Consider the following 15,621-nt stretch of genomic DNA (forward strand, 5'->3'; position numbering starts at 1 on the left):
CTATCGCGCCATTCTTGATTCTGTCGCTTCCCAAAGCGACCTCGTAGACAACGAAACAGCGGCAAGAGAAGTAACTTCTGAGGTCAAGAAAATGCGGGATGAAAAAAGGGGCCGCTCTAGGATTGGGGTCAATAGGTGACCAATAACGGTGAGGATCACACTCCCCAAAAACCGCCTAAGCTCGTTTTAGATGCAAATGTGTTCATTTCGGAACTCATTGCTAAACGTAGGAATGGAAAATCTTTAGTCGAAGCATGCCTAGATGGACAGCTTGAACTCATCTACTCGAACCGCCTTTTAGATGAGCTTGAAGATGTAATAAACCGAGAGAAATTTCGCCGTTGGTTCACCGTTGACCAAGGCATGCAACTGATCGACGCGATTGTCCTAGCCGGCACCGAGGTCCAGGACCGACCTCAGTCAGAGCTCCCACAAGTATGCGAAGACCCCGATGACAATTACTTGTTCGCCCTATATGAAGATTCCCACGCGAACCTCTTAATAAGTGACGATAAAAAGGTAAGAGCCGTTAACCTGCCCGGGGTCATGATCGTTGACCGTCCCGCCGCCAATGCACTTCTTGAAGAAGAACACCCCTGGGGAACGCATTTACTTAGAGGTGAAAGAGAAGAGGTTTGGAAAAAGATTGAAGCAGCAGGTGCCAAGAAAATTTTCGATGCTGTCTCCATGCTGTTTGAGTGCGTGGAGGGCGTACGAAACGGAAAATACCGAGTAGAAACCCTAGAAGCACTCGTCGTACCCGGTACTGCCCCTTATTGGATTCGCAGCTTTGAAGATATCTTCGAAATGATCGACGGACGCGCATTTGGAACTCATCCTATTGTGATTTCACCTGACTTAGTGGGGGTGAAGCTGGTCCCCGATCCAGGCGAGGTGGTAGTACCCGTGCGCTCCCCCTCGGCGGTGGGCAGGTCGACCCCCGATCCAGGCGAGGTGGTAGTACCACTAAACACCCCTACTAGACTCACGGACGTCCTGTGCCTCACTCTCGAACGCTGCAGTGATGTTTTGGGGGAGGATGGCGTTGATCCCTTAGGCCTCGGGGGATGGAGATCACACACCATTGGGGACCGTCCGCTGCAAGCTAGCGAAGTGAGACCTCCAGGCGACGAGTTCCGCAAGCAACAGGTCGAGAAGATCAAGGCTCGGGCTAGGAGATAGATTCTGGGATGATTGAAGGAGCCTCTGGGCTCCGCTCCCTCGGCGCCCCAAGTTCTACAAGTACTACTAGTGTCTCCTGAGAGGGCCCTTCACTACCGGGGTGAAGCCGTTTATCGACTTTTCCGGCCTCTGAGATCATCAAACTGCCTATTTTGTTGAAAGAGCAGATACACCGCTCCGGAGAACTTGACCCCATATGAAAACCACATCACCTCGGAAGGTAGAAGGGTTGAGAGTTAAAGCTTGGGAACCACGGCCAGGAGTGGAAAACCGTAGACGGCATTCTCCTCTTTAATGATCTCCTCGCCGGGCTTGTGAAACCCCACCCACAGTGAGGGCATCTGAGAGCGTTGCTGCGCACCCCCGCTTGTCATGTTGAGAAACCAGGTGTCAGGGTGATCCGCCGCAATCTCATCTAAATGGCCCTTCGTCTCGATGTAAACGAGATCGTGCGTTCCCGCCTCTGCAAGGGCCACCGGATCAATCAGATCCCCACAACCTGGGCGCTTCCGGTATTCATGCGGCGCCTTGTCGGTATACATCTCCCGGAAGATATCGCTCGGGACATTCTCCCGTTCAGCGCCCAACCCGTGGACAGTCCAAGTTTTGTCCTCGTTTTGCTCAGCCAGGACGGCATGTTGGGAAGTGGCGCGCGAATAATAGGGCTTCATCATGGAAGTGACCCTACTGGTGGTCTCGGACACCGTTGCCCTCTCCTGTGTTCGACCGTTCGAACATCGCAACCCTCGCTCTCAGCTTGCAACGCTGATGGTACGGCGTCATCAGCGTGGAAGGCTGAAATATTTACAACCTCCTGGAGAGCAAGCAAAACGTCGACACCGGCTTTAGATGCCGCTCCTGGAGCCGATCCCACTCGGCGCCATACAGCCTGCGGCGCTTCAGGCGCACGGCACTTGCAGGTCAATCACAAGCAGAGCAGATACACCACTCCGGCAGACTTGACGGCGTACCTGTGCACGGTCGGGCTGATGTGGGGTTAGAGAAGACACCCACCAACCATATCTGGCAGGGTTAGTACGTGGCGGTTGATTCGATGGCCCACTCTAAAAGGACCCCGAGCTGGGCATCGTCTTGGTGTACTGGCGCATCTGCCCAGTGGTGGCTGGTGATTGCGCGCGCTGCTTGTTCGTGATCAACGGTAAATTCTCGATCGAACTCATCGTCCGGCTGCGAGAGATAGTGCTTGTGCGTTTCTTCGGCCCACTGGAGTACAGCGCCCTCGAACTGAGAACGGGTGAATGCGACGGTCTTACCGGCGCAAAGGAGTCCATAATCATCGGTGACGGTATCGTCTCCATGCCTTCCAACGTCCGGTAGACGGACGTCCGGTTCTTGAAGGCTCCCTTCGGGTCCCAGGATCCGTTTCAGCCGCCCATGATCGCCTTCCAGCACGTTGTTGAAGGTATTTCATCTGCCGGTGTTCTACTGTTGGCGGGCAGATTCCCTCCTTCTTGAGCTCAGAAATTTCCCCTGGCCAGTGCGGGAGTCTTGTCGGTGCTGATCACCCGAACTAACTGCGTAGGACACTAGTAGCCCTGAGCGAAGGATATCAATGTCTGACCGTGAATTTTACAGGCGGACATCAGCGTTGCGTAGATAGATTGCCGAGGCTAACCACCCCAAGGTTGCCATGATCATCGAAGCGAATGCCACGGTGGCGACCGTACTGACATCAAGGGACCCTGACGTGGAGACAGCCGTGCTTCCCAGTGAAATGGATGTGGTTACCAATGCTGGTGGCAGGAAGTATTCAATGCCGGCGACACCGGATCCCAACGCGCCTACCGAAATGACACAAAGCACTAGAGCAATTGCAATCGGGGCCGCGAAATTGCGGATAACCATCGATAGGAACGACTGCCATGATGCCACAGCCACTCCCGGAATAATCGCGACCAGGATTGCAGTGACGTAGGTCCACGGAAGCTGCCCGGGGACCGACAGAAGCAGGCCGCTGACGAGTGCCAGGACCAGCAACACAACCTGCATAACGGCGATAATCACGACCACAGCCGCCATTTTTGATGCGACCAAGCTACCGGCCGATCTGGTAGAGGTCATCATCGTGTGCCAATTGTGGCCCCGATGCTCGAAACGCCAGGCAGCAGCGGAAATAATCGCGATACCCACTGTCATGAAAATGAGTCCGTAGAACAATAAAATCTGAGAAAAGTAGCTCCCCCAACCACTGTCCAGTTGAGCGGAGTTGGCAGCATAGTTGGCAGCCCCGATCGCCACAGCGATTAGTGGAACGAGCACGACCACTGCCCAGACATGAGAACGACGGAACTTCAACAAATCGTTGCGCAGCAGATTCATGGTTACAGTTCCTTATGATTCAACGAACTAGTCAAGTTTACGAAGGCGATGGCTGCGACTGACAGGTACATAATCCACAGCAGCCAGTTCGGGTTCACCGAGACAACCCCGGAGTCGGAGAAGCCGTAGGGGATCACCATTGCGTAGTAGCCGAATGGGTTGATAGCGGCCAGCCATGGCGGTGACAAGAGTGCGGCGATGCCTAAGAAGCCACCGATGACACCGATGCCGAGGACCACGAGCTGCGATTCGATTCGCGCGGCCAGCCACAACAGCACGGCAAGTACCGCGAGGCTGGTGCCGTAGGCTCCAAGTGCAGTGATGGCCCATGTGACCAGCATGGAAGAATCGGGTGCGGGGCCGCCAAGCAGAATCGGAACGGTGAGTACACTGATGAATTCAAGTGTTTTCAATCCCCCAACAATGATGGCTAATACGATGAACTTGCGACGGACCAGGGTCCCGGGACGAATGCTGGCCACGGCATTCAGACGCCATCCGCCACCGTTGTGTTCAGCGTCGGCGCTGCGGCTGGCTAGCATTGCCAGCTGGAGGGGCGAGAGAAACGCCAATGCCATGCAGTAACTGATTAGGTATCCGGCCCAACTACTGTGTGGATCTTCGCGGAATGCATCAATCTGGCCTCCCGCAAACAGGTTCATGCTGGCAAACAGGGTTATTCCGGCCGAGAGCAAAATCCCCATCAAGACAATTCGTGTGCGCCGCAATTTGGCGAACTCGATGGCCGTGCCGCCGGTGTTGTGCGCATGCGCGACTGCGGTTGTCATGCGTTCAATGCCTTTCGTCCGGTCAGACTGATGAACACTTCTTCCAGACTTTGGTGGCGTCGAACAACCTGGTAAATCGGAATGTCGTGGTTGACCAGATGAACACATACTTCGGCAACATCGTCAGCGTCAAGTCCCGATACCTCCAAGCCGTCGCCGGTGGGCCGCGGGTTCAACTTGTGCAGCAACGCTGCCGCCTCATCGGTAGCAGGTGTTTCAATGAACACATCCGGCAGATGGGCATGGAAAAGCTTGTCCTGGGAGCCTTGGAACAGCAGTTGACCGTGGTTGATAATGGTCAACTCTGTAGCCATCTTCTCGATTTCTGACAGCAGGTGACTGGAGACAAGTACCGTCCGCCCTTGCTCGGTGGCTAGGCTGACGATCAGATCGCGAATTTCTTCGATACCTGCCGGGTCGAGTCCGTTGGTGGGCTCATCCAAGATCAGCACCTGAGGATCACGCAAAAGGGCCATGGCCAGACCAAGGCGCTGTTTCATGCCCAGCGAGTAGTTTTTGACGAGCTTATCCATCTGTGTGCCCAATTGGACGAGTCCGATCGCCCAGTCGATGTTGCGCGCGTCGGCACCCAGAAGTCGGGCGGTAGGGCCCGACCCCCGGGAAGTGGACACGGAGGATTTAATCAGGAAGCAGATTTCAGGATAGCAGGACCGCGCTCCTCAAACACCGCAGGCGCGAGATATTTACACCAGGAATGTCGGCGCACCGTGTTGTAACGGATACACCAGCGGAACACGTCCCGGCGGCAGCGCAATTGATTCTCAAAGGTCTTGGAATCCTTGAGGACTTCCCGCTTCAGCGCAGCGTTGAAAGACTCCGCTAACGCGTTGTCCGCACTGGTGCCGATTGATCCCATTGACTGCCTAATTCCAAGCTCTTTGCAGGTGTCCTGGAATGCGTGAGAGGTGTAAACGCTGCCGTGATCCGAGTGGAAAATCGCACCTTTAAGGCTTCCACGCTGGCCCTTAGCCATCAGCAAAGCATCCTGCACCAGGGACGTGCGCATATGATCCGCGATCGCGAAACCAACAAGTCGGCGAGAATAGCAATCAATGACCGTGGCCAGATATATATTCGACCCATCCGCAATCGGCAGGTAGGTGATGTCCCCGACGTAGAGCTGGTTTGGTTTATCGGCAGTGAATTTCCGGCCGACAAGGTCAGGAAACACGGGTTTCTTCTGATCTGAGACGGTCGTGGTGACCTTGCGTTTCTTTGTATATCCGAACAGCTTGAGTTCGCGCATGACTCGGGCAACCCGCTTGTGGTTCACGGGGCCATGACCGGCCTGGTCTTTGAGTTCAGCCGTGATCCGTTTCGCCCCATAGCAACCGCGTTCGGCAGCGAATACAGTCTTGACGCGGGCGCCGAGGATCGCGTCGGACATGAGGCGTTTCCTGCGGGCTGAACTGCTGTTTTTCCATTTATAGAACGAAGATCTGTTGAGTTTTAACACCTCGCACAACCGCTTAACCGAATGGTTCTTCTGGGCGTCATCAACGAACCGGAAGCGGATCACCAGTTCGTCTCTTCCGCGAAATATTTAGCGGCTTTCCGCAGGATGTCACGTTCTTCCCGGAGCCGGGCGTTTTCTCGTTCGAGTTGTCGAATCCGCTCGGCCTCCGTCACCGAGGCCGGGGAAGCTGAATCCTTAGAGCTGATCTTGGTGCGGGCACCGGTGCCGTATTTTTTCAGCCAGTTATGCAGGGTGGCACGGTTGATCCCAAGATCAGTGGCGATGGTCTGGAGCGAGGTGCCCGGGGAGTTCTCGTAGAGCGCGACGGCATCGCGTCTGAACTCTTCGGTGTAGGTCTTGCTTGGCATGGTGTGGAGATTACCTTTCAGTCCCAGATTGTTGGGATGTTAGGTGTCTACCAAACGGGGGTCAGGTCCCATGGGACGTCGACAATAACGACTCCGCAATCGCCCTTGACCACAACGAAATCGACAGCGTCTTCGACAAGAACACCCTGATCGCCGCCTCCTCCGGCTGGCTGTGCACCCTGACCATCGAGTGCGGAACTTTCGTTTGCGCTTGCCGCTAATCGAAACTCCCGACCACTAGGAGGGGCGTCCAGGAAACTGGCGCGCCCCTCCCTTGACATCCCTAAAATAGGAAGTTGTAAATATGCTGTCCAAGACAGGCTTGTTCGAAGCATTTTTTTCTTCCGAGAGGCAAGAAGGTCATTTCAGCGATGCTGCTATCCAGTCGTGGAAGGGCGACTTTTACATCTCTGATACGCGTTGGCACGAGTACCTAAATTCACGAGAAACTACTGAACGTTCATTCTCTTCAGCCCTTACTTCGACACAGGCTAAAGACACCGATGACGGTTGGATTGAAACGCTAAACGCAGTCCTCTCCGGGCCTTACACAACCCCAGTGTGTAACGCTCGTCCGCGCTACGGTGCGCAGCAATTGGATCATCTTCCTTTTGAACCGTTTTTCGGACCATTTATAAATTATTACATTGAATTGATAAAACGCCGCATCCCAAACAACCTCACGGTCGCGTCCGACTGTCTGCAGAGCATTGTCGATGATCTTTCCTCTGAACTATTTAAAGAAGGGTTTCTCTGCGTTCTGGATTGGTACAAGCTATCGGGAATGACGCGGGATGAATACGACAATGTCTTTCGGTTTGGAAACGGACATGCGGAAATCTTTACTAGGTACCCAGTTCTTCCACGCGCACTGATTAAAGCCGCAGAGGACTTTACCGCTCTAGTTTTGACTATTCTTTTCCATTTTGAGAACGACTGGTCCGAGCTCAGCAAAGTCTCCTTAGTGCAAGGTGTCAGTCCACGGATCGACGATTTGAGATCAGGCTTAGGCGACAAACACGAGGCCAAAACTGTATGCCGACTAACAATCGAAGATAATGAGCTGTATTTCCGTCCGCGGTCGGCACCCGAGTTTCAGTTATATAACGACATCGTTTACGCTATCGGTGCTGAAAAATGGCTTCCACATGTCGAACATCTGAACTTTTCAGACCATTGCTGGGTTCGTGGCTATCAGATCGGTTCTGTAGCCCATTTGGCTTCTGATGATCATATCTACCGGCTCGGTCTTCTTGGAGCCATTTTCCATTCTCTGGGCTCTAAGGATATGCACTTCGAGAACATCATCGCCACGTCGGCTGGCCCGGTTCCTGTGGATTTAGAGACGATCATCGCGCCACAGCCCGCCGCACGGACTCACCGATCGGACGAACTTGCTCAATTGCTAATCAACGACAGTCCTCTTGGCACGGGCATTTTCCCAGTAGGAAGCTCCATCTCCGGAGGCGAGTTAGAGGTCAGCAGCCTATTCGGCGGCCTAAAAACCACAGATGTTAGCGTCGAGAAAATTATATTCGACGATTCCGGCGATATATTTCTCATCCCCGAGAAACAGACAAGCCGACCATCAAATAGCAGCCTTAATGGAATGAGCTATCAAGATGTGGTAGAAAACTCTTCGTGCGCGCTAGAAGGACTTAAAAAAGGTTTGGAGCTAGTCAATGCCTCAGAGAAAAATATTACGTTTCTTGTAGATAGCTACCGCGACCAGCCAGTCCGTGTACTTCTTCGCCCCACGGCCATCTACGATATGACGCTTAGGGTCCTTCGCCACCCTACTTATATGCGATCCATGCTTTCTCGTGAACGGTTCTTGCTTCGTTTGTGGCAGAAAGTAGATGATCAGCCGTTCGAGCTTTCGCCTGCACAAATTTATTCAGAAGAAAAGCAACTACTGGAGGGAAATGTCCCGTACTTTACGGTACAAAGCTCGTCTCTAGATTCTCGAGATCAGTTTGAAATGACACCGTTAGAACGAGCTCGACATCAGATCCTGCGGGCTTGCTCCCCGGCTAGCCTTGTTCAAGATGTTGGTTTTGTTCGAGAATCAATCGCCAGCGCTGCAGGCATTCAGCCACCAGCCGATCTCCTAATGTCAGACAGTTTCGCCGATCCGCACCCTGAGGTTGTAGCTGAGATTGCCGATTCCATTTTTCAAAAATTTATTGATCAGGCAATCCTATCAGGTGAAGATGTTACTTGGCTAGGGTTCACGTCTAGTACGGAGGGCGGGTCAGTCCGTCTCTCTCCGCTAGGCACTGGGATGTACGACGGATTGAGCGGAATCGCCGTGGGCTTGTCGTCCTACTTCCGAGTATCTGGCGACCTGTCGGCCCGCGAGCTCGTACGCATGATTATCGACTCTCTTCAACACGAAGTAAGACTTCTCGATGCTTCACCATTCACACCTATCGGCGCCTTTTCAGGTTTAAGCGGAATCCTTTACGCCATCCATTTCGCAGAAACCATGATCGGGGATCCAAGTAGTCTTTCCTCACGCGAGTCCGAAGATGCTTGGGTCACACGGTTGTCTGCCCGAGTGGAAGAAGATACCTATCTTGATCTAACTTCCGGATCTGCGGGGGCCTTATCCGTCGTTTGCTCATTAGTGGAAAACGGAGTGTGGACCACCAAACAATCTCAGGACTTGATCCGACTTCTACAGAAAAAGCTTTTATCCAGCGCATATCAGAGACCTGGACTCATCGGGCGTGGGTGGCCAACCGGTAACGCTGAAGTCATGTTGGGAGGATTCTCGCATGGCTCGGCTGGTATAGCCACTTCTCTCGCCCGAAGTAACCGGATCTGCCGTGACACAAATGTCGGATTCTGTGTCCAAGAAGGGATCATCTTCGACGACAATTTCATTTCGCCGGAGACAGGATTGTGGATTGACCAGCGTCCAGAGTTCGGTAACGAAGAAGTAGTATCAAATCAATGGTGCCACGGAGCCGCCGGAATAACGTTAGCCCGCTCTCTCATCAATAAATGGAGAGAAGGCGACAGTTACGCAGGACTAATGGAGGCGGCAGTCGACAACAGCAGTTTTGCCCCAGTACCGCAAAACTTTTCACTTTGCCATGGTTTGTTTGGCAACGCCTATTGCTTGAAAGAAATAGATGAGCAAATGTTCAGTACCGCATTCAATCTGTCTTTCGACGCGCTCTTGAATAATGGGTTCAGGGCTGGTCTATCGTTTGACATCCAATCTGTCCCAGGTCTCATGACCGGATTAAGCGGAGTTCTATACGCGTTGAGCGCGTACCTAGATAGGAGAATCCCCAACGTACTCTGGCTCGAATAGGAGCATTATAGGCGAGCGCTCGTGTTATCGCGTCTCACGGCGCTCAGAAAAACTGTCGTGACCTGGGATGCTAGTGACTGTGGTTAGGGGAAACACTGAATCTTCTATCGCTTCGACGGCGTGGCGGAAGTGGGGCAGTACATTGAGACCCCCAGCAGACAAGATGGTTTCTTCTTTTCCTGTGATGCGGACCTGTCCGTATAGGACGAATGCGGAAGCTGCTGGAGGAGAATTATGCTCAGCAAGTACTTCTCCTGCGTGTAGTGCGATGATGGATTGACTTAGGGGCCGTCTTTGATAAGGAGTTTTGCTACTCGCCCTTTGTTTGAGCCGAGCGCTTCATGAAGGAAAGCCTCAGTTAGTCTTTGAATGCTCTTTTTTGTCTCGTTCCCGTCGTGGAAATTCTCGGGCCCAAGCGGAATGCATTCATGATGATTCGATGGTGTCAATAGGTTGTGCTTACCCACTCTAAGGGCGCTTCAACTCCCGTATTGGCCTGGTTGTGTCGGGCGAGGACGGTGTGTAGCCAGGCGAGGGGCCGGCGGATTTCGGTGGGGTAAATCTCCCAGCCGCGGGCTGCGAGGAACGCGTCGATACCGGCCTGAATCTCCGAAGCTGCTCGGTGGGACGAACCCGTATCCTCGATAACATGGGCTAACGCTCCCAGGTGGTAGCGCCCACCAGTGGGTTTGCGGAGTAGCCAGGGGAGCCTGTCGGCGAGGACAGCGGCGGTTTTGTGCGCCTGGAGTGAGGCTGGATCGCGGTGGAAGCCGGGTTTTCTTTGCTGTTTCTGATTCGATGATGGCTTGCTCGCGCGCGTATGCGCGTTGAGTAACCAACTAGAGAGGGTAACTAGAGAACTACGCAGCGCTACGCGCTGGTGGGGTGACAGTAACCCGTGTGCGCACATGTCCACAAGCATGGTTTTTGCTTGGTTTATCAGTGTTTTCCACGTCCCTTTCCCTGTGCCGTTCTGTGGTCCGTGGTGCATGAACGGGTTGGTCGATACTGCCCAGGCGGGCTTAGGCTCCCGGGGCTTTTCGGCAACGAACTCTGAACGCGGGGTGACAAGGTCGCGTACCGAGCCGGCCCTTGTTTGGTGTCTGCGATGCCTGGCAAACGCGACGACCCGTTCAGCTGTGGTGAGGTGCCGGCCTGTGGCGCGCACGATGACCCAGCCCAGATCGGTGAGTACCGCCAAAACGTGGGATACGGCGCGGGTCATGGATTGCTCCGATAGGGCAGCAGTGCGCCGGCCTGTCGTGCGGTAGCCCTTTTTCTCCGCATCATGTGCGAGCTGTTGTGCGCGCCTGCCAATTGTGCGGTTGGCGGCGGTGCAGTTATGGCCTGTCACATCATCGGCAAACATGGCGGCCGCGCGCACAATGAATGACCAGTGCTGCTTACCGACGCGCTCCAGCTTCTTATGCCCGCATCTCTGGAGCGCGGCGAGTGCACCTTTCACCCACAGTGTGCGGGACTGCCAGCGATCCTGGACCCGCTCATCAGAGCTGACCGTCACGGGCAGCGAGACGCTGCGGGAGTTGGGGACCTCGGGCAGGGTGGGTCCCACCGTGGCCACAACATGCGCGCGAGCATCATCGACCTGGCCGAGGACATCGAGCATCTCGGAGGCAACCGCCTCGTCGGTTTTACCGGAGGAGTCAACGCCGAATACGCGCCGCAGGAGAGTGGTTTGTCCCTTCTCGGTGGCGATGCGGCTGGAGATGTCTTCGTAGATGACTTCGCGGTAAGCAAGTTTTGCCGATGCGTCGGCAAGATTTTTAGCGGTATTTTCTTGTGTCGTGGACGTTTTTTTATATGAAAAAGCCCAGGTCGTAGTCGTGTGAGAGGGTTCGTCCCGCGTTGGTGTTGCGAAACGTATCTGGGTACGACTAACCTGGGAGACAGCGTGTTGCAATGCTGTTCCCTTCTGTGGTGGAAGGATTTTCGAGAAAATCAGTTGGCGCTGTTTCTCCCCTGAGACTTTGTAGGACCCCCGGTGTGGTAGCCGGGGGTTTTCTCATGCCCACTATTCGCCGGAGTGGTGAAGTTCCTAGGTAGCTGGTGAAGGCTACGCAAGCGATAGCGGGTGGGTAAAACCCTTCCGCAGATATGAAATTACTGGTCTGGCCGTGACGTGGACCAACACGCAGAAACTACGTCTAAGCGGGTAAAACTCCTTAAAAAAGTCGAGACGACACCAGTGTGATTACACAGATGTTCCCCCTATTGTTACACACGACACCCGCAGGCTGTCGAGGAACCCGCGGCAAGTCGTCCAGGCCCAAAACCCCAGGCCAACAAAACAACAAAGCCACATTTGTGGCAAACACCATCACGAAAAACGGGGTCACCCAGCAGATTTAATAGCAAGCGGTGACACTCAATGGCACTGAGTTGTCGCCACACTGGGCAAAGAGACGCCGAACATCACACTCAACTTCCCACAGCGGGAAGATCGCCAGGGAAGCTCAGCTAAGCGCTTAGACGGGAAGATCACCACAAGGCGCGCGCAGGACTCACCGAAGAACACATTAGTGACGTGTCACATACAAACAGTAAGCATACATAGCGGACTATTCGGCCGCCGAAAACACTACATCTAGTGCCTAACCCCCTCTTTGCGCATATTTACCCACACGAAGAGCACCTATAATGTCCGCACAGGCACACATAGGACAAAATGCCAGGTCAGGCTGCGCATATTTACCCACAAAAAGCCCACCACCTAAAAACCGTGCGCATATCTGCCCACACGCCTGCGCATATTTACCCACACGGTTGCGCATATCTGAGGCGGCCTGGGTTGGTCGGAGACTAGGTTTTACCCTAGGAGGAAGATCAGCATGGCACGACCCAGTCAGTACGACGCAGCCACGCAGGAGCGCGCGGTGCGCATGTACTTCGAGCGCCTCGAGGAAGGCGATATCTCCAAGGCGGGCGCCCGCCGGGAGATCGGTGAACTTCTCGGTGTGAAGGAATCCACCCTGCGCAACTGGATCCGCAAACAGGAAAAGCAGGCCGAAGCTCCTGAGCCTGGTTCCCTGTCCTACGAGCAACTCCAGGCCGCCTACGACGAGCAGGCCAAGGAAGTGGCCAAGCTGCGACGCGCGAATGAGATCTTGAAGACGGCGTCGGCTTTTTTCGCCCAGGCGGAGCTCGACCGCAAACTTCGGTAATCGTGGATTTCATCCGCACCTACCGCCACCGCTTCGGGGTCGAGCCAATCTGCGAAACCTTGACTGCCCATGGCATCGCGATTGCCCCAAGCACCTTTTACGACCATCAGGCCCGCGGCTTCGGCCCTTCGGGCGCCGAGTTGGATGAGGCCTATGCCGCTCACCGCATCTACCGGCTGTGGGAGGCCAACCGCAAGGTCTACGGCCGCCGTAAACTCTGGAAGGCCGCTGTCCGCGACGGCATGACTGTTGGCCGTGACCAGGTCGAACGACTGATGAAGATCACCGGAATCAAAGGCGTCTCACGTGGAATGCACCGTAAGAAAACCACCGTGGCCAACCCGGCCCACCGCCGGCACCCGGACCTGATCAACCGGCGGTGGAGCTATCCGTCGCACCCGAATCAGTGGTGGATCGCCGACTTCACCTACGTGTGGACACGCCAGGGCTTTTGTTACGTCGCCTTCATCGTCGACGCGTACTCACGGATGATCCTCGGCTGGGTCGTGACCCGGGTGATGGACACCCGGATGGTGCTCATGGCCCTGGAGCATGCCCTGTTTTCCCGCCGGCGTACGAAGATGGACTTCACCGCCACCGGCATCGTCCACCACTCGGACGCGGGTGCCCAGTATACCTCGCTGGCGTTTACCGACGCGCTGACGGAGGCCGGGTTGCAGGGCTCGATCGGCTCGGCCGGTGACGCGTTGGATAACGCGATGATGGAGTCGACGAACGGGCTCTACAAGACTGAGCTCATCGACTTCGACCCTGCACGGACATGGAGGGACGCCAAGGAGGTCGAAACGGAAACGGCCTCGTGGGTCTACTGGTATAATCACCAACGTCTGCACTCATCGATCGGTGACGTTCCCCCGATCGAATACGAGCAGGACTACGAGGAATTCAACACCACTCGAAAAGCCCAGTAAGGCTTTTAACCGTAGTCTCCGAAAAACTCAGGCCGATTCAATCTGCCCACACGGTTGCGCATATTTACCCACACGGTTGCGCATATCTGCCCACACGGTTGCGCATATCTGCCCACACGAAAAACCGAAAAAAGGACCGACACCAGCACAAATAAAGAAAAAATCGCCCGCCTATATCTATATATCCATATACCAGTAGAACAATAACGCGCGCGGGCGCACGCGCGAGGCAGACCACCACAACATCTAGCACCACACAACAGCGAAAAAGAACTCACGCCTCGCTCCGCTCGTTGCGCTGGCGCGGACGACTTCGTCGCCCTTGCCCACAAAAACCACACTCACCGCAGTCGCGGGTCACCGATCCTGGACGGAAAAAAACCACACGCCTCACGGCAGCAAGTAGTACACCGAGCGCACAACGAACCCAAGCACACCCTCAGAAATCGACAGCCACCACAGCAAGGAAGCAAAAAGAGGGCAATCCACGGCACCACTTCACGAGCTGTACACCGGCCAGAATCGCCCCAGACCGACCAACAGGAACAAAACCAACCACATACACCATCACGACCCCTCAACGCCCCAGAAACGGCCACAACGCTTTTTCAAAGGATGAAGCGCCCCTGGAACATGCCCCGGTACTAATTCGGGGCGACCCCACGGGCGCTTGCTGGGATTCGGGCTGTCTTAGTTGCGCACTGCGAGAGCAACCTGCGCGGTCAGCGACCACGCGAATGCGGCAATGACGAAGCTGGCGTGGTTGAACATGCCCGCCACCATCAGTGCCACCGTGATGGCAGCGACTGCGACCTGCATCGACGTGAAGGCAGCAGCATCGGCATCTCGAAGCTCGGGGACCAGCACGCCGAGGAGTACGAGAAGTGAGGCAAGCAGCTCACGCGCGATCCACGGGAAAGCACGAGCACGGTCAGGCCTGCGATGATGGGCGATGGGGAAAACTGGTCGAGGTGGATGGTGGAGGAGCCGGTCAGCGCGGCCGCTCCGGCCAGGGCGATGACAGTGTTAGCTGCGGCCGTGGCGAGTTGGTCGAGAATGAATGGGACTAGGGAAAAAGCTTCTTGGAATTAAGCATGGCAACACCGTGCCGGCATTGCCGAACGTCAGCTGACGGATTTTAGGCCCCGAAAACCGCCTATATGTCAAAGAGTATGAACATAACTGGCGAAACTATAACCTTATAGCTATATGACCCTATGCCTACATGGCCATATCGACGTCAAAAAGTGTCACCTAAAGCCTCCAGGTGACATTTGCGGCGCCGAGCGCGCACCGGATCACGCCGGCCTAGACCTGCGGCGCCCAACGGGTGTCAGGTGCCGACGGGCTGCGTGCGGAAAATACATTAAAAAAAGAACACGCCAGCTCACGGGCGCGATCACACCGGCCGGCCGAATACATTGCATAGAATAATGCTCGCCGAATATTAAACGGGCACACAGTGAACGGACCGGACTCCCCGCGCGTTTTGGTATGGCCCCAGGTTTGTACAAAACCTGGTACCTATTAGAGAAATAGGACCTATAAAAGAGTATTAAAAGTACAGGTCATAGCCACTATTAAAAAGTTAGTGACATGTCACTGTAAATCTTCCGAATCCCGCACATCTCCCGCGGAGTCATTGGGTATGCGTGAATGTGTGCCTGAAACAATTATATCTTGCAGGCATGGTCTGCGGGAGCATCCTGATTTTGCAGGAAAAATCATCTCCAGTGGCGGGATTGAACTTATGGGAGAGCGACCGCTTGGCTTCTAATATGACTCTATGCCTATAAGGTTATATCGCTATATGACCCCATCTCTTGGGAGGGGATCGGTTACTTATTTATCTAGCCGGGAAACTGTCACATAATGCCGATTATGTTACGAAAGTAGTTCAATGCCGATTTATAGATTTAACCGCTGATCTCTATATTTCGAGTTTTCTGTGTGATCTCAGTCCCGTCTGGTATGAATTCTTTGAATCGAATTAGGCACCCGGCAAGATGTGTGAGCTACATGGCGTT

Annotated in this window: 11 protein-coding genes, 1 pseudogene and 1 other annotated feature; of the genes and pseudogenes, 4 read left to right on the forward strand and 8 right to left on the reverse strand. The window is 54.6% G+C overall.

From position 1 onward, the window contains the following. The first annotated feature begins 135 nt into the window (after positions 1-135). Entirely contained in the window at positions 136-1,182 is a 1,047-nt protein-coding gene (locus ACXZ66_RS14015) for a putative toxin-antitoxin system toxin component, PIN family (RefSeq protein ID WP_458751485.1), read from the forward strand. 236 nt (positions 1,183-1,418) lie between these two features. Here ACXZ66_RS14015 and ACXZ66_RS14020 read toward each other — a convergent pair whose 3' ends face one another. The 6 genes and pseudogenes from ACXZ66_RS14020 to ACXZ66_RS14045 form a co-directional block, all read right to left on the reverse strand. Then, positions 1,419-1,856, reverse strand: coding sequence for a hypothetical protein (locus tag ACXZ66_RS14020; protein WP_458751487.1), 438 nt, complete (start codon positions 1,854-1,856; stop codon positions 1,419-1,421). Between the two features lie 627 nt (positions 1,857-2,483). Beyond that, a pseudogene (locus ACXZ66_RS14025) lies at positions 2,484-2,711 on the reverse strand (DDE-type integrase/transposase/recombinase); the annotation flags it as partial. A 61-nt stretch (positions 2,712-2,772) separates the two neighbouring features. Beyond that, positions 2,773-3,522 carry an ABC transporter permease gene (locus ACXZ66_RS14030; RefSeq protein WP_458751488.1) on the reverse strand — a complete coding sequence of 250 codons (750 nt, stop codon included), beginning with the start codon at positions 3,520-3,522 and terminating at the stop codon, positions 2,773-2,775. Between the two features lie 2 nt (positions 3,523-3,524). After that, complete coding sequence (locus ACXZ66_RS14035; protein ID WP_458751490.1) at positions 3,525-4,310, reverse strand: ABC transporter permease; 786 nt, start codon at positions 4,308-4,310, stop codon at positions 3,525-3,527. Continuing rightward, positions 4,307-4,942, reverse strand: coding sequence for an AAA family ATPase (locus tag ACXZ66_RS14040; RefSeq protein WP_458751491.1), 636 nt, complete (start codon positions 4,940-4,942; stop codon positions 4,307-4,309). The genes ACXZ66_RS14035 and ACXZ66_RS14040 overlap by 4 nt, the downstream gene beginning before the upstream one ends. 11 nt (positions 4,943-4,953) lie before the next feature. Further along, positions 4,954-6,155 (reverse strand): IS3 family transposase gene (locus ACXZ66_RS14045; RefSeq protein WP_458748508.1). Its coding sequence is split into 2 segments (ribosomal slippage): positions 4,954-5,861 and positions 5,861-6,155, totalling 1,203 coding nucleotides; the frame shifts between segments, so codons are not numbered across the junction. A gap of 304 nt (positions 6,156-6,459) precedes the next feature. On the opposite strand from ACXZ66_RS14045, the gene ACXZ66_RS14050 reads away from it, so the two are divergent. Further along, positions 6,460-9,480, forward strand: a complete 3,021-nt coding sequence (locus tag ACXZ66_RS14050; protein ID WP_458751493.1) for a type 2 lanthipeptide synthetase LanM family protein — start codon at positions 6,460-6,462, stop codon at positions 9,478-9,480. Between the two features lie 445 nt (positions 9,481-9,925). Here ACXZ66_RS14050 and ACXZ66_RS14055 read toward each other — a convergent pair whose 3' ends face one another. Beyond that, positions 9,926-11,401 (reverse strand): hypothetical protein, encoded by a 1,476-nt coding sequence (locus ACXZ66_RS14055; RefSeq protein ID WP_458751495.1) that lies wholly within the window; start codon positions 11,399-11,401, stop codon positions 9,926-9,928. Between the two features lie 928 nt (positions 11,402-12,329). Here ACXZ66_RS14055 and ACXZ66_RS14060 point away from each other — a divergent pair. Next, a protein-coding gene (locus ACXZ66_RS14060; RefSeq protein WP_458748511.1) for an IS3 family transposase occupies positions 12,330-13,594 on the forward strand; the annotation gives its coding sequence in 2 pieces (ribosomal slippage) (positions 12,330-12,621 and positions 12,621-13,594; 1,266 coding nt in all). Further along, positions 12,620-12,751: a sequence feature (AL1L pseudoknot), on the forward strand. It overlaps the preceding gene by 132 nt. A gap of 690 nt (positions 13,595-14,284) precedes the next feature. On the opposite strand, the gene ACXZ66_RS14065 is transcribed toward ACXZ66_RS14060, so the two are convergent. After that, positions 14,285-14,461: a hypothetical protein gene (locus ACXZ66_RS14065; RefSeq protein ID WP_458751444.1), complete on the reverse strand. Its 177-nt coding sequence runs from the start codon at positions 14,459-14,461 to the stop codon at positions 14,285-14,287. 17 nt (positions 14,462-14,478) lie between these two features. On the opposite strand from ACXZ66_RS14065, the gene ACXZ66_RS14070 reads away from it, so the two are divergent. Further along, positions 14,479-14,664, forward strand: a complete 186-nt coding sequence (locus ACXZ66_RS14070; protein ID WP_458751446.1) for a hypothetical protein — start codon at positions 14,479-14,481, stop codon at positions 14,662-14,664. Positions 14,665-15,621: the final 957 nt, after the last annotated feature.

Source organism: Corynebacterium sp. S7 (assembly GCF_054401105.1).